Raw genomic sequence first — 19,340 nt, 5'->3', positions numbered from 1 at the left:
GCTCTATAACTTTTTATAAACATCTGTGTAAGCTACTTTCAGTTGTTCTCTTCATTGCTTGTTTCCATTTTCTAATTTCTTATTTTTCCTTTATATAAAAGAAATGATCAAAATGATATAAACGTCCAATTTAATAGCATCTTTTCAAACAATTATTTCAAATAAATTTTAGTGCCAGTATACAAAACTCTGTAATTATAAAATAAAAAAGCATGACTTAAAATTGTCATGCTTTTTTCTATCTATATTTTCAAACCTAATACAGAACATTTCACTCGGGAAAGAGCTTTTTTATATGTTGAAACCACTTATGTCCTTGTATAAAAAGTTCTTTACTAATAAGTAGTATAATTACTGCGTTTTTCAAATTAGTAAAGAACTTTTTTATCTTTTATTTATATAGCTACAGTCAGTTTTGAAACTTCCTCAAGTAAAGAATTTTTTTATCCCGGCTCAATTTTTCGTAAGATGTCTATATTACTTGATTGAAGGCTATTTTTGCTTTGTTCATATCTCCTAATCAACCATTTCCCAAAATTGAGATGCTACTTTGGAAATTCTTTGGTCTTTTAATTTTACTATTACAGGCTCTAAATGAAAATCAAATTGTTTCAATTCAAAAAGCGTTGTATGTTCTAAAAATGATGATGTGTAATCCATTCTTGGAATAACGGATAATCCTAGTCCTCTACTAACAAGTGCTACAACCATCCTTATATCTTTACACTCGATAATGATATTTGGCTTGACTTGATGTTCATCAAACACTTTGAAAAGGTCTTCATTGAAGGAGAGTCCTTCCATTGCTCCTAGCATAATGAATGGGAACTGGGCAATCTGTTCAATCGTCACATGCTGTGATGAAAACGATGTTGCCCAACTTGATGGAATAATCACAGCGGTTGGTTGTTTTTTTAATATTTTCATCTCATATTGTTCACTATTGCCCAATCTTAAAAGTAAGGCAACATCAATTTCTCTTTGTTCTAGTCTTTTTAATAATTCTTCTGAATTTCCAGTTACTATATTTATTTTAACATTAGGGTATTGTGTTCTAAACGTACTAACATAGTCAATGAGTATATTCGAACATGCAGATGATACACCGATACTTACTGTTCCTCCTATACCTTGTTCAATTTCTTGAATTTGCTGCTTTACATCTTGAATTTGTATTAACATTTGATTGGCATATTGGTATAGTATTTCACCTGTTGCTGTAAGCTCCCATTTTTGACGATATCGATGAATTAAAGTTGTGCCAAGATCAGTTTCAAGCTTTTTTAATAATTGGCTAAGTGGGGGCTGCGCGATATGGAGCACTTCTGCTGCTTTAGAAATGCTTCCTTGTTTCACAATTTCTTTAAAGTAATATAATTGTCGAAAATCCATTGTATCTCTCCGTCATATGTTTTTTGATATGATTAGTTTATCATATATATATTTTTCATATGTCGAATTTGACGTTATATTTAATTCTATAGCTATAGTCTTTATATTGATAATATTAACTAGAAAGTGAGAGATACTATGAATCATTGGAACAGAACCTTGAAGCGCATCATCTTATACGTGCTCGGGTTATTTTTTATGTCGATTGGCATTAGCATGTCGATTCAAGCAGGATTTGGTGTATCGCCTGTGTCATCATTAGCATATGCAAGTACGCTAACGATTGGTTTATCGGTTGGTGTGACAATGGCGCTTGCAAATGTTTTATACATTATTATTCAAGTGATATTAAGTAAACGAATGGAGTTAAATGAATTTGTGAGTCAATTCATTATTTCGTTTTTATTTGGGTTTTTCATGGATGCAACACTCTTCCTTGTACAACTTTTCCCTGCACCTGAAACTCTCCTTGCTCGAAGTGTATATTTGATTGTTAGTTTATTTGTTATAGCGGTCGGTTTAATGGGCTATACAACAGCGAAACTGCCATTAATGCCGTATGATGCGTTAACTTATGCAATTAGTGAAAAATTCAATTTAAAATTCGGTAAAGCAAAAATTTTGAGCGATTTAATAAACATTTGTGTGGCTGGTGCAATCTGTATAGTTTTCATTCAATCATTAGGCTCAATCGGAATCGGCACACTAATTGCCGCCTATTTTATCGGCAAAATTTTAGGGTGGATGATACCGTATTATCAACCAACTCTCCAACAATGGGTATTTAAAACAGAGAAGGCTGCCTAAGGAATCATAATAAAGTACAGGAAAAATAGATGAATCAAATTCCTCAGCCGAAATCAAATAATGAATTTTGCATCTTACCAAGTGTCAGTCCACATTAGGAATGGCACTTCTTTATTACTGCCTTTTCTTTGACCTTCTATCACTTTGGTTAAATGATAAAACAAACATTGTATTAAAACTAACCTGCCGTTTAGTTAAAGAAGGATCTTTAAACAACTTTTTTATATTTTAAAAGACTTTATTGTAAATTAAATAACTTTATTGCTACTTAACACTATTTCATACCATCTTTTCAAACAATTATTTCAAATAAATTTTAGTGCTAGTATACAAAACTCTGTAATTATAAAATAAAAAAGCATGACATAAAATTGTCATGCTTTTTCTTTTCTATCAATAATTTTTTCAAACCTAACCTGTTACAGAAACTTTTACTCGTGAAAGAGCTTTTTTATTTAGTAAAGCACTTTTTTATTTGTTGACACCACTTAATTCTCAAACACAAAATTAATCTTATTATCTTTCCACTCTAACTTCGCATCAAACGTTTTCTCGCCTTTTTTAAAGCCTTTAATTAAATCGGTCTTCTCACCTTTTAATAGCTTCGTCATGTTTTTTTGCGAAATAGCTTTGCTTAATATCTTCTTCGAAATGGTAAAGTCACACTGTGTTGTGTTGTAGTTGGAACAACCGTAAAACGTGGACTTGTCAATAACATCGCCATCGCATTTTTTACAGTTCCCGACCTTTTTACCTGTTGTAAATTTCGATCCTTTTCGTTCAATCGATTCAACATGTAATCCGGTGAAATCCCATTTCTCCGACATTTCTACCGCGTCTTCAATAATTTTAGCTGATAGCTTCTTCGTTTGCTCCATAAATGTAGCTGGTGAAGCTGTACCTTCTCCAATTTCCGCAAGGCGTTGCTCCCATTTTGCTGTCATTTCTGGTGAAGCCAGTATTTTATCACCGATTGCTGTAATTAATACTTTCCCTTTATCTGTTGCGTACACTTGGTTTTTCTGTACATCTATATATTTACGGTCTTTCAGCATCGTAATAATACCAGCACGAGTGGCCTCAGTACCTAAACCTTCTGTTTTCTTCAATACTTTCTCAAGCTCTTCATTCTCTAAATACTTACCGGCCGTTTTCATTAATGTAATGAGTTGTCCTTCTGTATAACGTTTCGGTGGCTGTGTTTTTCCTTCTTTTACTTTCACCTTTACAACTTTCCCTTGTTCACCTTCAGCTACAATTGGAAGAATCGTTTCATCATCTTTATCGTCTTGGAAAATAACTTTACGCCAACCTTCTTGAATTTGTTGTTTTCCTTTCGAAATGAACTCAGCACGTTCGTCTACAAGAGTTGTAATCGTTGTGTAATCAAAGATTGCTACTTCATAATGCGCCGCAATAAGTCTTCTTACGATCATATCGTAAATTTTCTTCTCATCACCTGATAGTTTGCTTGGATTTGTAACTTGCTCTGTCGGTATAATTGCGTAGTGATCTGTAACTTTCTTTTCGTTCACATAACGCTTATTGTTCATAATCGATTCAATTGGTGCTGGCAATAAACCTTTATATTCATCAAACTGACTTAACTTCTGTAAAATATCAGGGAACGTCGCTGCTTCTCCTTGTGTAACATAGTTAGAATCCGAACGTGGATAAGAGACTATCCCTTTTTGATATAGTGCTTGTGTTATATCAAGCGTCTTTTTCGGCGAAAATTTAAAAGCTTTGTTTGCTGTCGCTTGCAGTGCGGATAAATTAAATAAAAACGGCGGCTGAAACTCTTTACGCTCCGTTTTCATTTCTTTTACTACAGCCGGTTTGTTTTGACAAAACGCTGCAATTTTATTTGCCAAATCAGGATCATTTAAGCGGGACTCATTATCTTTCTCCCATTTCCCCTCATACTTCTTTCCTTCTATATTAAAGGTTGCGAACACTTCCCAAAACGGCTCTGACTTAAAGTTCTCTATTTCTTTTTCACGCTTTACAATGAGTGCTAATGTTGGCGTTTGTACACGACCAGCGGAAAATACATCGTTCATTCCCTTTTTCTTTAGCAAAATGCTAAAGACACGCGATGCATTCATACCAACCACCCAGTCGGCGCAAGATCTTGTATATGCTTCATAATACGTATTAATCGTATCTGATTCATCAAGTAAGTTTTTAAATCCTTGATAAATAGCTTGCTTCGTTAAAGACGAAATCCATAGACGCTTCATTGGCTTTTGCACGTTACAAAGATTAATAATGTTTCGTACGATTAATTCCCCTTCACGCCCAGCATCGCCCGCATGAATAATTTCTGTTACCTGAGGATTATGTAACAGCTGTTTCACAACGTTAAATTGCTTATACTTTGACTTTGTTACCTCAAACTGAAAACGCTCTGGAATCATCGGTAATGTATTTAATGACCATTTTTTCCACTCTGCGTGATAATGTTCTGGATTACATAACTGCGTCAAATGACCAATTGCCCATGTACAGTACGCTCCATTTGGAAATAACTCATTTGCTTCTACTTCTAAATACCCATCTTTCCGGCGATATTTAAACTGTGAAACAAGAGCCAAACCTTGATCTGGTTTCTCGGCAATAATTAATTTCATTTTATAACTCCCTATCTGTATTCCAGTGTTACTTTCATTGTCTATATGTTTAGAAGCGATGATAATACAACAATCTTATTTATCATTCGCGGTTTGTCTCACGAATGGGAGACCTATAATATTATACGCTTATTCTTTATGGCTTCACAATAGAAACTCATTATATAACACTTTCTTTCGCATGCTCACAAACAAAAAAGACGCCCAAAAATCGAGCGTCCTTTCCATTCACTACTATTTGCTTTCATATATTCTATAAAATGTAAAATACAACAATTCCTTATGAAGCATCGTCTACTAAGATAACCATCATTATTTAAAAATTATATTGAACTTACCTTTTTTAAATTGTGCAGATAATTTGCAGATATAAATAAGCATAAGTACTCTCCATATGAACATATGATGAAATGAATGATAGGACAGGGAGGTATCATAATGTTCGCTTACACATTAACCGCCTTAACACTTTGTTGTATCTCGATTCTTATTACATCATATATCCCTAAACGCAAGGGTACCCTAATGGAGTATATGGTATTTATTATGTCTTTTAGTATGAGTACGGGATTAAGTATAGGTTTTTATTTAGGGATTCTTTTTAAAGGAGAATTACTATATTCTACTTTGCTTGCTATTTTGATTAGTGGTTTTATCGGTTTTTTAGTCGGTCTACGTTTTCACCTATTTACTGCTTTAGAAGGAATGTTCTCTGGATTAATGGCAAGTATGATGGGAGCAATGATTACAGAAATGTTAAACGCTCAACAAGCTCATAGTATACTGTTTATTAGTCTTTTACTTACTATAACAATAACTATGTCATGTATGATTCAACTTTTATCAGACACCTTTTCTACTTTTATTCAACGGCGTTTTTTGTTATTACTATCAATTAGTGTGGTAATTATCGTTGCCGTATTCGTGACATTCCCAGATCATACTCCCCCACCTTCACCCGGGCATGATCAACATATACATTGACTCTTGCAACGAAAATGAATAAGCAGCTATCCATAGGATAACTGCTTCATATTATTCTGGCTGATTAGGAATGTTAGGGTTTGGAACATAATCAGATTTGTAATCTGTATATTTCACTTCTGTTACCATTCCTGCTGAAGCATGGTGTAAATCATGACAGTGGAACATCCATTCACCCGGATTGTCTGCTACAAAGGCTACTTCATATTCTTCTCCTGGTTTTAAGTTCAAAGTGTCTTTAACAATTGGAGAACCTTCTACCGGTTTTCCATCTTTACTCAACACCTGGAAGAAATGACCGTGTAAATGCATCGGGTGATCGTCCGCTTTAGAGCGATTTACTAATTTTACTTTTACTAAGTCACCCTTTTTCACTGGAATTGGGTCAATATCTGGGAATACCTTTCCGTTAATTGTATATACCATTTCATTTCCATTCATTTGCGTATTCAAGTCCATATTATATGTGGCAGTATACTGTTGATCTAACGTGAAACTTCCTAATTTTTTAGTACCATATTTCGTCATGTCTAATTTTGATAACTTCTCTTTTTCGTTTGCTTTGTCTTTCATCTCTTTACTACCTTCATATTCAATAACAGCTTTCATTCCTTTTGCACCTTTATTTTCTGAATGGTCTTCAACATACCATTTCCCAGGATTATTAGCAGTAAATTCAATATCATAACGTTCACCCGGTGCTATTGAAATTACTTTATCCTTAATAACTTTTGGATCATTAATTGGTTGGCCATCTGTCGCAATTACTTTTATATCATGGCCATGAACGTGTATATCATGTGATAGATAACCAGCATTAACGAATCGAAGACGAACTTTATCGCCCTTATCCACGTTTAATGTCTCTACTAAATCTCCGCTTTTACCATTGATTGTGAATAAGTCATACACGCTCATATCATGACCTTCCATCTTCATATTTCCATGATCCATGCCTTTCATATCATCATTCTTTTTCGTATTTTCATTATCCTTAGATTTATTACCATCTACTTTTTCTGTTTGCCCTTTTGTCATTTCTTTTAACTGCTTATTAATTTCTTCTTTATCTGTTACCCATTCATCTAACATTAATGTGTAATCTTTATCATACTTTTCATTTGTATCCTCTACAATAAGAGCACCATACAAACCTCTATCTAGTTGATTTACAGAATCTTGATGTGAATGATACCAATACGTTCCTGGTACGTTCGCTTCAAATTCATAGGTGAAACTTTTTCCAGATTCAACCGCATCTTGTGTCACACCCGGAATTCCATCCATGTTATTTTGGACAGGATATCCATGCCAATGAATAGATACTGGTGCAGATAATTCATTTTTTAATGTCACTTTAACCTTTTCACCTTTTTTCACCCTGATTTCTGGACCAGGAGATGAACCATTGAATGTCCAGACTGGAACAATAACACCGCTACTTAGCTTTTGTTTTTCTTCTTTCGCTACTAAAGTAACTTCTGGCCCTTTTACAACTTTCAATGGTTTTGTAGCCGTTTCAGTCTGTGTTGTTTTTTTGTCGTTCATATTTTTATGATCATTTGTTGTATTTGTGGTCACAGAACATGCAGCAATTAAAGATATTACGGAGACTGTAACTGCTGTTAATACAAATCTCTTCATGGTAAATCCCTCCTTTTTCTTTTTCAAGATTATTATAGAAGACAATTTTCAAGAAAATATGGAGATATAAAATGAGCAAAATAAAAAGGCGCCCAAAATTGAGCGCCTCTTCTAATTATTATTTCGTAACAACTTCATCTTCTTTTACATTTACATTATTTTCACTCATAAACTCTTCAATCTCTTCAACTGATCTAACGATATCTTTTGACAAGTTTTCAAACCCATCTTTTGTTACAAGAATATCATCTTCAATACGAATCCCAATTGATTCTTCTTCAATATATAAACCTGGTTCAATCGTAATAACCATACCTTCTTCTAATACTCTCTCTTTGTATGTTCCTACATCGTGAGTATCTAAACCTAGGAAATGACTCACGCCGTGATAATAATATTTAGATAGTTCCTCATCTTCTTGAATTAAACCAATAGCTTTACACTCTTCTGCCAGTACTTTTTTTGTATGCTCATTTAATGCAGCAAACTTTAATCCTGGCTTAATAAGTTCAGTTGTTTCTTTCAATGCTTTTAACACGATATTATATATTTGTTTTTGGCGACTAGAGAATGTTCCACTAGCTGGGAATGTGTAACTAATATCAGCGTTGTAGTAATCTTTTTGAGCACCTAAATCGAGCAGTACTAAATCACCATTTTGAATTTGTGCATCATTATCTTCATAATGAAGGACTGTAGCATTTTTACCGCTCGCCAAAATTGTATTAAACGCATGATGTTTAATTCCAGATGATTTAAGCGTAAAATCAAAATGAGCTTCTAATTCATATTCCATCACATCTGCTTTTGCATGCTTCAGCACGTTATAAATGCCCTCTTTAGTAACAGCTATCGCTTCTTTAATGATTTCAATTTCTTCCTCTGTTTTAAACACTCGTAATTCACAAATGTTTGGGTATACATTCCCAATTGTTATGTGCGGGTACTGTTCTCTTACATGTTTAGCAAACGCTAATGTTTTCGTCTCAGTACCGTTCCACTCACGAAGTTCCAAGTCTAAATTCACGTGTTTCACATTTTCTGCGAAAAGTGTATTCGTCATCGTCTTTTCAAAGCTATCTAAATACACAACTTTCTTTATACCTGATAATTTCTCTGCTTCTTCTTTAGAAACTGTTTTTCCAACCCACTTTTCAAGTACTGGATCTGATTTTTCAATGAAAAGAGTCTCTTCTACACTATTTCCAAACTTTTTTAACATGAAAATAACATTCGGCTCATCGATTCCCGTTAAGTAGTAAAAATTACGATTCGGCACAAATTTATAATGTGCATCAGCTGACATATGAGGTGCCTGTCCAGCAAATAAAATAGTAATTGATTCATCTGGTAATGTTTTCACTAATCTTTCTCTATTTTGAGCAAAAAATGTTGACTTCATAATAATCCCCCTAGCGTTCTATGTATGTTTTTCAAACTAATTATCCAATACAATTCATTCTATTATTGTTATAATTTTTCGTCAATTAATAGTGTTTATTTTGAAAATAAAACTTTCATTACCGGGTTTCTTACCACGCATATATACGGGATAAAATTTTCATTACTATTCCACTCGAGATTATGCATACCACTCCACAATTTCTTGACATTTATTCCATATACTTAAAATCTCATACATATAGGAAAGGAGCCTACAAGCGTGAAACATTACGTAGGACTAGCCATTACTTCAATATTTATAATTACAGGATGCTCTAATAATGTAGAAACACAACCAGCAAAAACAGAAACAGTTCAATCTCAGCCAAAAAATAAAGAAACAGCAAATACGATTCCGCAAAACTTCTATAAAGAAATTACATCCGGAAAAATCGCGCACATTCATGGAATTGGCTATGCAGGAAATATGCCAGGGATTTCTATCGCAACTCATAGTGGTATAAAAGTTTATCAAAATGGCAAATGGTTTGAAACTGCTACACAGCTACACGATTATATGGGCTTTCAAGCAACGAAAAATGGATTTTTTGCCAGCGGGCATCCTGAACCAGGTGCAAATTTTAAAAACCCTTTAGGATTAATGAAAAGTTCGGATGGTGGCAATAACCTTGAAAAGCTAGCATTCTATGGAGAATCTGATTTTCATAACCTTGCCGTCGGATATAATACGGAAGCGATTTATTTATACAACGAACGTCCTAATTCTAAATTACAACAAGGTTTTTATTTCAGTACGGACAACGGACAAGAATGGAAAAGTAGTAAGTTAAAGGGGCTTTCAAGTACTATCCACTCCTTTTCAGCACATCCCGATCAATCTAGTGTAGTCGCGGTAAGTGCTAAAGATGGCGTGTATTTATCTACGGATTATGGAAATACATTTGAACTATTTTCTAAATCAGTTGAATCGACCGCAGTTACATTAAGTAATGAAGATGTTATTTATGCCTCTATCAATAAGCAAAATGAGCAAATGATAACGAAAAAATCAATTGCTACAAATGAAGAAACAAATATACAAATTCCATCTTTAGATTCTAAGGATACCATCATGTATATTTCACAAAACCCTCAAAATTCATCTGAAATGGTATTTGCTACAATGAAAGCGAATGTATTCCTTTCTACGGATAGCGGTAAAACGTGGAAACAGATTACTAAAGAGGGGTCATTACAATATAACTAGTTAGAAAGGTGAATATAACGTATTTTCAACAATTAGTGAATGGAGTTATCAACTCATGTCTCCTTTAATGGATGTCGCGAATGCTACGAAATCAACGCCTTTTTTATTTGCGTTTTTATTAGGCATAGTAGGTACCCTTGCTCCTTGCCAATTAACAGGAAACATTAGTGCTATTACACTTTATCCCGCATTAACGGGCAGTAAAACTCCCACCTCAAAATTCGGATAGGACAAAGAAGTTAGGCGGGAGATCAACTGCCCGTAAATGCCCGATTGGTTCAACTAATAATCAGTGGGGGATGAACAAAACTCCCACTGATTAAAGTTTCACTTTATGGCAATCAATCTTTACAAAAGGGACATGCCTGGAAACATATACTGTTTTTCATTTTAGGAAAATTAATAGCTTTTACGATACTTGGACTATTAGTATGGGTGTTAGGAAAAGAGATTCAACAAATATTAACTTTGTATTTCCCGTGGTTACGCAAACTGATCGGGCCTTTATTAATTTTAATGGGTCTAATATTATCAGGTATTATAACAGGAAGAAATTTCTTCTCTTCCATCTTCCCTATCAAATTTATACGAAAACAAAATGAAGTCAGCTCATTTTTACTTGGGTTCTTCTTTTCTTTAGCTTTCTGTCCGACTATGTTTGTGCTATTTTTCGGAACGTTAATCCCTTTATCTTTATCATCTAATTATGGGTACTTGTTTCCGACATTCTTTTCGATAGGAACTGCTCTGCCTATCGTTATACTAATGTTCATCATCTCCTATCTTGGATTAAATGGGGCATTACTCAAAAAGAGCCGAAAAATAGGAAAAAGCATTCAGCGTATAGCTGGTGTACTTCTCATTTTAATCGGACTTTATAATACATCCTTATATTGGTTGTAAATCAAAAAGGTAAGTTCAAGTGAATCAAACTTACCTTTTTTAAAAGCATTTTATTAATTTTTTTTATTTTGTAATTGTACTAATAAATTCGTAACAAACGCCAGAAACAGCGGATCATTCTCTTTTTTAGGTGACCATTGCATAATAAGTTGTCGTGGAATTTTAATTTCTATCGGTTGCACGATAAAGTCATGAATAATTTGTTTATGAAGTCCTGATAATGGAACGATTGTTATTCCTTTAACTTGTAAAGTAAGTGCTAATGCTGAACTAATTGACTCTGACTCCATCACTTTATTAACTACTATTTCATTTTTCATCAAATATGGTTCAAGTACTTCTTTACAACCAGAAAGCGGCATTATAAAAGGATAATTTTTCAACTCTTTTCTTGTAAGATCAGATGGAACTGACTTAGAAGAAACCATAACATACGGATCTTCACCAATGACATCATAATGAAATCCTGGTAGTAAATTTTCTTTTATAGAAATAGAAAAATCTGCACTTCCAGAAGACAACCAATCTAACACTTCTTGATAACTTCCCTCTCGAACTGCAAGTACATACTGACTTTGATCAACATTACCTAATTCGATACACTCTGCCAAACAATATACAGTAACGGAAGGATATGTAGCTAATACAATCTTATACAAGCTCTTATTTTTCAAATGTAAAGCTGTTTCTTCAAGATTTTCATACTCCATTAGAAGTCGATCTACACAAACTAAAAATTCTTTTCCATTTTCAGTTAACACCGTTCCTTGTCTAGATCGCTCGAATAAAGTTAAAGCATATCTTTTCTCTAATTTGTTAATGATATGCGTTATTGCTGGTTGTGTCATATGTAATTCCTTAGCTGCTAAACTAATGCTGTTCAAACGAGCCACGTATTTAAAAACTTTAAAATCAAAAACGTTCATTCTGTTCTCCTTATATAAAAGATATTTATATCATCTATAAATAAGCTTCATTATATTTATCAACCCACTTCATATACACTAATTATACATCATCAATATTACGAAAAAATAAGCATATAAACATTAGAGGAGTGTTGATTCAATGAGTACTTACGTTTTAGTACATGGAGCATGGCAAGGCGAATGGGCATGGGAATTTGTAAAACCTCAGTTAGAGGCTTTCGGACATACAGTTATTACACTAGACTTACCTGGAAGTGGTAAAGATACGACTCCTTCTCAGAATGTAACGTTAGATTCCTATGTTAATGCAGTAACGAATGCGATACATCAACAAAATGAAAATGTTATTCTCGTTGGACATAGTATGGGCGGCATTGTTATTACACAAGCAGCTGAATATATACCAAATAAAATCGATAAATTAGTTTATCTTTGCGCATTCTTACCACAAAACGGTGAAAGTCTTGGTAGTAAATTAAATGGCGAAACCGGACCACAATTCTCTATAAATGAGAAAGACTTGACTGCAGAACTTATACCAGAGTTGATTGAACAAACATTTTTAAATGCTACAGAAGACGGTTCTATTAAAGAAACATCTTTTAATCAAATGCGTCCTCAACCGCTAGGACCGTTCCAACAAGAGCTAAAAATATCAGAAGAGAACTTTGGAACTGTAAATCGTATTTATATCGAAACAACTCTAGATAGAGCGATTCCGATTGATTTTCAGCGCCGAATGAATACAGAAACTCCTTGCACGAAAATAATTACTTTGGAAGCTGATCATTCACCATTCTTTTCTAAAACAACAGAACTTGTTAATTACTTAAATGAATTAAGCTAAATTTCATTTAATGAAAATAGACACCCGCGGGTGTCTATTTATTATGCTAACTAAAGATTGTATTTTCTTCTCTACATTTGCATTCCCTTTTGCTTCATCTCCCACTTTTTATAAAGTAGTACTGCACCAAATAAGAATACCCCCGCAATGAATGAACCAACTGGTAACATTTTTATCATTTCATCAGGAAATACGAGCGGAAGTAATGGAAATGCGTAAGCTGCTGGAATACGTACCCCAACAATTTTTAACAAAATAAGCATCAATATCATATTTAATAAAGTAACTACAATCCATGAATCGATTGCTAAGTACAATAAAGTTCCAACAGTTGCCGATATAGTTAATACTAGTATTTGTTTACATGCCATTTTTTCATTGTACATCGGCTTTTGAAGCGATTCATACACAACGACTAAAATAGGTGGAATGACCGCTAATTGTTCATAACCAGTTATCCAACATAAACTTATCCATACGAAATTTAGTATTAGAAATACTACCATATATTTATATTGTATTTTCACTTTTCTCTTAAGACCGTTATTCAGTTTAAATATAAGAACACCTAGCATTAATATGAATGTCAAAATGAAGACCGATATAACAAATGACCATTCAGTCGCATTTGTTACTAATGGTAATAAACCAGTTGCAATAGATGGCGCTAAATTGGATTGAATAACACGTAAAAATAGCATCATTAATATAAGTGTTACGCTAACTTTTCCTATATAGGAAATATCCATTTGATTCACTGCAAAACCAATAACAGCTGTTATTGACGGCGCAATAAAGATTTTTTCTGGTTGTCTTAGCCATCCCGGCTCACGATATGCCCATAAAGCTATTGCCATCGCAGCTATTTCCGGCAAAATTACTTCTGGATCATTTAATAAAACACCTGCTGTAACCATCGCTAATATAAATAGAACTGCAATGCTATATGAAATAATTGTCTCTTTCCTTGAAATTACTGAATCCATTATTACATACTCCTTTTATTATCTCTTTTCATTATGCTTGTATAAATGCGGTCAATACAAAGAACCTTTTTATACCCTACTTAGGTATTGTATACAAATAATTTTCATATTTCAAGTATTACTTATCTACTTAGTTTCTCCATACTATTTTATATACAGTATAAAGAGTTGATTTTTTACAGGCATTGACACCTTATAAAAGATAGGTTACAATAACTATAAATTAGTAAGTTACTAATTTAAAATAAAAATCTTAGAGGTGAAAGAAATGAAAAACATTTTATTCCGTATTAATGAATTAGCAAAAAAAGAAAAAACTTTAGGATTAAATAGTGCAGAAAAACAAGAGCAACAAACACTAAGAAAAAGCTATACGAAAGAATTCCGCGGAAGTTTAGATTCCATTTTACTAAATACAACAATTGTAGATTCTAGCGGAGAAAATATTACTCCACTTGCTTTACAGCATGCCCAAGACCGTTTGAAATTTAGCGAATGAGCTCCGCACTAAAGAATTTCAATAAAACATAAAAAGAGCTGAAATTCCTATATAGAAATTCCAGCTCTTTTTATTGTCTTTTCTAATTTAGTATACGAGCGATACATAGCAATTCTCCACGATACGATCATCGCAAAGGCAAGTAAGAAAAACATCCCGCTTAATTGTGCTAAATCAATCGATTGACTTAAATATGATTTAAGTCCTACTCGTACAGCTAATAATCCAACTAAAATAAATATGAACGCTTTTGACGGTTTCATATATATGTCTTCACCTTTTATTTCGAACTTAGATGTTTTAATAAGAAATATAGAGAAAATAAGTCCTATACTAATTGCCTCTACTATTTCTAACGATGTTAACCGAAACTCTGATAAGAAGTACATCGATGCGCCAGTACTCATAAAGATTGGCGGTAATATAATTTTCTTTTTCGTTACCGGTTTTTTCGCTGACTTAAATCGAAGAAACATTACTCCAACGGCCATGCAAACTGCTACGATACTTGATAAAAGTGCTAAACTCATACTCTCCACCCCTATCTATTTAAAAGACTTTTTGAGCAAAATCATAAACCAAACAAGCCCGACACTTATAATGACATGAGCTAATCCAGCCATATGGCTTAAACCGTTAAAGTCTGTTCCGTTTACTTGTAAAATACCTCTAAATACCATTGTAGCGATTGTAAAAATTAATCCTATGTTATACACAACAAACCATGCACGAAAACTTTTTGTTTCACGGACATTAAATACTTTAAATAGAGCCAAAGCGACCAAAAAGAATACGAAGCCGAGCACTAATACGTGTGTATGCACTAATTGCAACATAGTGGATCCTTTAATTCCTTGCGCTTTTGTATACTCTCTAGCAAATACACCTGATAATAAACCAATAATTAAGTAAATGAATGCTGCATTATATAATTTCTTCATTATATTCCTCCTGCTGTAGAACGACAATTAATATCGTCACTTTCCATATTCACTGCAATCATTTTACGCAAAGTTTATGAACGGAATATGAACAGAGTATTACATTGTTAGTTTGGTTTTTTATTTCTTGAAAATAAAAAGGCCATTCCACAACTATTAATTGTGGAATGGCCTTCTAACTTATTTTAAATCTTCAATTGAGAAGGCACCAGGCAATAACTGCTCCACAGTCACTTCTTTTTCATCACCTTTTACATTCGTTAGTAATACAGGCATTTTCGGATCACAAAATTCAGCAATAACTTGTCTACAAGCGCCACATGGTGAAATCGGTCCGTCAGTTTCTCCTGTAATGACTAAGTAACTAAAGTCGCGCTCACCTTCTGATACTGCTTTAAAGATTGCCGTTCTTTCTGCACAGTTACATAAACCGTAAGAAGCATTTTCTATATTACAACCAGTATAGATTTTACCTTCTTTCGTAACTAACGCTGCACCAACAGGAAATTTTGAATACGGAATATACGCTTTTGATAACATCTTATTTGCTTCTTCAATATATTTTTTCTTATCCATATTATTTCCTCCTCAAAGTAAATGTAATTATGATTAGTCAGTAATAACTGTATGAACCAATTTAGGAGCCACTGCTGTTTCAGAGATAGAAATATTTTCATAAATTTTTGCTTTTACATCTTCTACATTTTCACGATTTGCGTAAATCGTTACGAATGGCTCACCTTCTTTTACTGCGTCGCCAACTTTTTTACGTAACATTAAACCTACAGCTAAATCAATTTCATCTTCCTTCGTTGCACGACCTGCACCAAGTAACATAGCTGCGATACCGATTTCATCTGCAACAATGTTTGAAATAACACCTGAAGTTTTTGCAGGTACATCAATTACATACTTCGCTTGTGGCATTTTTTCTGGATTGTCTACAATCGAGCTGTCTCCGCCTTGATTGCTTAAGAACTCTTTAAATTTCTCAGTTGCTTTTCCGTTTTTCATAACTTCAATTAGCATTTCACGAGCTTCTTCTAATGTATTTGCTTTTTTCGCAAGTACAACCATTTGGCTACCTAATACAAGTACTAATTCTGTTAAATCTTCTGGACCTTCACCTTTTAAAGTATCAATTGCTTCCTTCACTTCTAGAGCGTTACCAATCGCAAAACCAAGAGGCTGTGACATATCTGAAATTACTGCCATCGTTTGACGTCCAACATTATTTCCGATACGTACCATTGCATGAGCTAATTCTTTTGCATCTTCTTCTGTTTTCATAAATGCACCAGCACCTGTTTTCACATCAAGTACGATCGCATCAGCACCAGCTGCAATTTTTTTACTCATAATTGAACTTGCGATTAGAGGAATCGAGTTTACTGTTCCTGTTACATCACGAAGTGCATAGATTTTTTTATCAGCAGGTGTTAAGTTTCCTGTTTGTCCGATAACAGCCACTTTATCACGGTTTACAATATCAATGAATTGCTCTTTCGTAATTTCAACGTGGAATCCTTCCACTGCTTCTAATTTATCAATTGTCCCGCCCGTATGTCCTAAACCACGACCAGACATTTTTGCTACTGGTACATCTAAAGCAGCAACTAATGGTCCTAATACTAATGTTGTTGTATCACCAACACCGCCAGTTGAATGCTTATCTACTTTAATGCCTTCAATTGCTGATAAGTCGATTGTTTCTCCAGATTCAACCATTGCCATTGTTAAGTCTGCGCGTTCACGATCCGTCATATCTTGGAAGAAGATTGCCATTGCAAGTGCACTCGCTTGATAATCAGGAATACTTCCATCTGTATATCCATTAATAAAGAAATTAATTTCTTCAGTCGTTAATTCTTTTCCATCACGTTTTTTCGCAATAATATCTACCATTCTCATTACAATCACCATTCCTTTTTATATTATATGAATCTGTTAAAATAATAAGCCAACGATTGTTGCTGATAAGAAACTTACTAATGTTGCACCGAAAAGTAATTTCAAACCAAATCTTGCGACTACATTCCCTTGTTTTTCATTTAAGCTCTTAACTGCCCCTGCAATAATCCCAATTGAAGAGAAGTTTGCAAACGATACTAAGAATACAGATATAATCGCTGTCGTTCTAGCTGAGAAATTAAAGTTTCCTTGTGCTAAATCTGTCATAGCGACAAATTCATTCGATACTAATTTTGTTGCCATAATATTTCCGGCATTAACTGCTTCATGCCAAGGTACACCCATAATAAATGCAAATGGTGCAAATACATAACCAAGAATTTCTTGGAATGAGATACCGATTACACCTTTAAATACTGCATTAATAAAGGCGATAAGAGCAACGAAACCGATTAACATAGCTGCTACTGTAATCGCAACTTTAAACCCATCTATAATGTATTCCCCTAATACTTCAAAGAAGGTCTTTTTCTCTTCTTCTTGTACTTCTAACATATCCTCTTCTTCTGTAACTTCATACGGGTTAATAATAGAAGCAATAATGAAGCCACCGAATAAGTTAAGCACTAAAGCGGTTACAACATATTGCGGTTTTAATAACACCATGTAGGATCCAACGATAGACATAGAAACGGTAGACATCGCAGATGCACATAATGTATACATTCTTTTTTCTGGCAATAATCCTAGTTGTTTCTTAACTGAAATAAACACTTCAGATTGTCCTAAAATCGCAGAAGCTACCGCGTTATATGATTCTAGTTTCCCCATTCCATTTACTTTACTTAATACTAGACCGATAGATTTCACAATAATAGGTAATACTTTAATGTGTTGCAAAATACCTATTAAAGCTGATATAAATACGATTGGCATTAATACGCTTAAAAAGAATGAAAACTCTTTTTGATTTACTAATCCACCAAATACGAAATTCACACCATCAGCGGCATATTTTAATAATTCTCCAAAACCATCTGCTATTCCGCTAATTAATATATTCCCTACACTTGTATTTAATAATAAAAACCCCAAAATGAATTGTAATATAACCATCGTTATGATTGGGCGATATTTGACTTTCTTTCTATCATTACTAACAAGCCAAGCGATACCTAAAATCAATACGAGGCCTAAAACACCGATTAAGTATTTCATAAGCCGTCTCCTCCCATTCGTATCCGCTTACATCTTTTTCAATTGTTAAAGCAATAGATACACTTTACTTTAAATGTGTATCTATTGCCCTTTACTTCATTATTGATTAGTAGTTATCTGTAGCACCTTTTGCATCATTTAATACGATTGCAACACTAGCACTTGCTCCAACGCGAGAAGCTCCAGCCTCTACCATTTTGTCTGCATCTTCACGTGTACGAACGCCGCCAGATGCTTTTACACCAACGTTTGGTCCAACTGTTTTACGCATTAATGCGATATCTTCTGCAGTTGCTCCGCCAGTTGAGAATCCAGTTGAAGTTTTTACGAAATCAGCACCAGCTTTTACTGATAATTCACAAGCACGAACTTTTTCTTCATCTGTTAGAAGGCAAGTTTCAATGATTACTTTTACAAGAGCTTTTCCTTTTGCTGCTTGTACTACTTCATAAATGTCTTTCTCAACGAACTCATTGTCGCCATCTTTTAAAGCACCTACGTTGATTACCATATCAACTTCAGTTGCACCTTTTGCGATAGCATCTTTTGTTTCGAATGCTTTTGTTTCAGTAGTGCTTGCTCCTAATGGGAAACCGATTACAGTACAAACGTCTACATCATGTCCAGCTAATTCTTCAGCAGCTAGCTTTACCCATGTAGGATTAATACAAACTGAAGCAAATTTGTATTGCTTTGCCTCTTCGATTACTTTCATAACATCTTCTTTAGTAGAATTTGGTTTTAAAATTGTATGGTCAATTAACTTTGCAATGTTCATTATCTTCACTCCTCATATCTTTTAACAACTTCATTCTAACTCTTAGTTGAACAAATGTAAATACACTTTTGAAATTTTGTTCACTCTTTTACAAAAGGGAATTTCTTGTAGTAGATACGGTGCATTCTAGCTGAGAAACAATTCATATACATCACAAGTTGAAATCAAAACTTTTATGTTAACACTGGTAGTATGTATCTCAATATCCATAATTATTT

The 19,340-nt window shown here is 33.9% G+C and carries 17 protein-coding genes and 1 pseudogene; 6 read left to right on the top strand and 12 right to left on the bottom strand.

Features of this window, described 5'->3' with window-relative positions:
- Nucleotides 1–516 precede the first annotated feature (516 nt).
- A complete protein-coding gene (locus MHB76_RS09175) occupies nt 517–1,392 on the bottom strand; it encodes a LysR family transcriptional regulator (RefSeq protein WP_340986265.1) in 876 nt (291 codons plus the stop codon).
- A 138-nt stretch (nt 1,393–1,530) separates the two neighbouring features.
- Here MHB76_RS09175 and MHB76_RS09170 point away from each other — a divergent pair, with 138 nt between their 5' ends.
- A complete protein-coding gene (locus MHB76_RS09170; protein ID WP_002200884.1) occupies nt 1,531–2,199 on the top strand; it encodes a YczE/YyaS/YitT family protein in 669 nt (222 codons plus the stop codon).
- A 488-nt stretch (nt 2,200–2,687) separates the two neighbouring features.
- On the opposite strand, the gene topB is transcribed toward MHB76_RS09170, so the two are convergent.
- Complete coding sequence (topB, locus tag MHB76_RS09165; protein WP_016104534.1) at nt 2,688–4,832, bottom strand: DNA topoisomerase III; 2,145 nt, start codon at nt 4,830–4,832, stop codon at nt 2,688–2,690.
- A gap of 438 nt (nt 4,833–5,270) precedes the next feature.
- Between topB and MHB76_RS09160 the strand changes: the two genes are divergently transcribed.
- A complete protein-coding gene (locus MHB76_RS09160; protein ID WP_078173160.1) occupies nt 5,271–5,816 on the top strand; it encodes a hypothetical protein in 546 nt (181 codons plus the stop codon).
- A 51-nt stretch (nt 5,817–5,867) separates the two neighbouring features.
- Here MHB76_RS09160 and MHB76_RS09155 read toward each other — a convergent pair whose 3' ends face one another.
- On the bottom strand, nt 5,868–7,460 hold the full coding sequence (locus MHB76_RS09155) for a multicopper oxidase family protein (RefSeq protein WP_078173159.1): 1,593 nt from the start codon (nt 7,458–7,460) through the stop codon (nt 5,868–5,870).
- Nucleotides 7,461–7,578: 118 nt separating this feature from the next.
- Nucleotides 7,579–8,862, bottom strand: a complete 1,284-nt coding sequence (locus MHB76_RS09150; protein WP_002202405.1) for an aminopeptidase P family protein — start codon at nt 8,860–8,862, stop codon at nt 7,579–7,581.
- A gap of 261 nt (nt 8,863–9,123) precedes the next feature.
- On the opposite strand from MHB76_RS09150, the gene MHB76_RS09145 reads away from it, so the two are divergent.
- On the top strand, nt 9,124–10,110 hold the full coding sequence (locus MHB76_RS09145) for a F510_1955 family glycosylhydrolase (protein WP_078173158.1): 987 nt from the start codon (nt 9,124–9,126) through the stop codon (nt 10,108–10,110).
- A 55-nt stretch (nt 10,111–10,165) separates the two neighbouring features.
- Nucleotides 10,166–11,013, top strand: a pseudogene (locus tag MHB76_RS09140) (urease accessory protein UreH domain-containing protein).
- Between the two features lie 53 nt (nt 11,014–11,066).
- Here the strand turns inward: MHB76_RS09140 and MHB76_RS09135 are convergent.
- The gene (locus MHB76_RS09135) at nt 11,067–11,939 is read right to left on the bottom strand and encodes a LysR family transcriptional regulator (RefSeq protein ID WP_016104528.1); all 873 of its coding nucleotides are present in this window, start codon (nt 11,937–11,939) and stop codon (nt 11,067–11,069) included.
- A 142-nt stretch (nt 11,940–12,081) separates the two neighbouring features.
- Here MHB76_RS09135 and MHB76_RS09130 point away from each other — a divergent pair, with 142 nt between their 5' ends.
- Nucleotides 12,082–12,789 (top strand): alpha/beta fold hydrolase, encoded by a 708-nt coding sequence (locus MHB76_RS09130; protein ID WP_078173156.1) that lies wholly within the window; start codon nt 12,082–12,084, stop codon nt 12,787–12,789.
- 71 nt (nt 12,790–12,860) lie between these two features.
- Here the strand turns inward: MHB76_RS09130 and MHB76_RS09125 are convergent, their stop codons facing one another.
- The gene (locus MHB76_RS09125) at nt 12,861–13,775 is read right to left on the bottom strand and encodes a hypothetical protein (protein WP_078173155.1); all 915 of its coding nucleotides are present in this window, start codon (nt 13,773–13,775) and stop codon (nt 12,861–12,863) included.
- Nucleotides 13,776–14,043: 268 nt separating this feature from the next.
- On the opposite strand from MHB76_RS09125, the gene MHB76_RS09120 reads away from it, so the two are divergent.
- Nucleotides 14,044–14,274, top strand: coding sequence for a DUF896 domain-containing protein (locus MHB76_RS09120; protein WP_078173154.1), 231 nt, complete (start codon nt 14,044–14,046; stop codon nt 14,272–14,274).
- Between the two features lie 47 nt (nt 14,275–14,321).
- Here MHB76_RS09120 and MHB76_RS09115 read toward each other — a convergent pair whose 3' ends face one another.
- The 6 genes from MHB76_RS09115 to deoC all read right to left on the bottom strand — a co-directional run bounded on the left by MHB76_RS09115 (nt 14,322) and on the right by deoC (nt 19,122).
- Complete coding sequence (locus tag MHB76_RS09115) at nt 14,322–14,804, bottom strand: CcdC family protein (RefSeq protein WP_016104524.1); 483 nt, start codon at nt 14,802–14,804, stop codon at nt 14,322–14,324.
- 15 nt (nt 14,805–14,819) lie between these two features.
- Complete coding sequence (locus MHB76_RS09110) at nt 14,820–15,215, bottom strand: DUF2871 domain-containing protein (protein ID WP_002158323.1); 396 nt, start codon at nt 15,213–15,215, stop codon at nt 14,820–14,822.
- Between the two features lie 180 nt (nt 15,216–15,395).
- Nucleotides 15,396–15,791 (bottom strand): cytidine deaminase, encoded by a 396-nt coding sequence (locus MHB76_RS09105; protein ID WP_000358532.1) that lies wholly within the window; start codon nt 15,789–15,791, stop codon nt 15,396–15,398.
- Between the two features lie 33 nt (nt 15,792–15,824).
- A complete protein-coding gene (locus MHB76_RS09100) occupies nt 15,825–17,126 on the bottom strand; it encodes a pyrimidine-nucleoside phosphorylase (RefSeq protein WP_002158325.1) in 1,302 nt (433 codons plus the stop codon).
- A gap of 36 nt (nt 17,127–17,162) precedes the next feature.
- The gene (locus tag MHB76_RS09095) at nt 17,163–18,344 is read right to left on the bottom strand and encodes a NupC/NupG family nucleoside CNT transporter (protein WP_340986258.1); all 1,182 of its coding nucleotides are present in this window, start codon (nt 18,342–18,344) and stop codon (nt 17,163–17,165) included.
- Between the two features lie 106 nt (nt 18,345–18,450).
- Nucleotides 18,451–19,122, bottom strand: a complete 672-nt coding sequence (gene deoC / locus MHB76_RS09090; protein ID WP_002012110.1) for a deoxyribose-phosphate aldolase — start codon at nt 19,120–19,122, stop codon at nt 18,451–18,453.
- Between the last annotated feature and the right edge of the window lie 218 nt (nt 19,123–19,340).

The organism is Bacillus sp. FSL M7-1345 (assembly GCF_038006985.1).
GTDB classification, from domain to species: domain Bacteria; phylum Bacillota; class Bacilli; order Bacillales; family Bacillaceae_G; genus Bacillus_A; species Bacillus_A cereus_U.
Note: the sequence above shows the minus strand (reverse complement) of the source record. Positions and strands in the feature narration are given on the sequence as shown.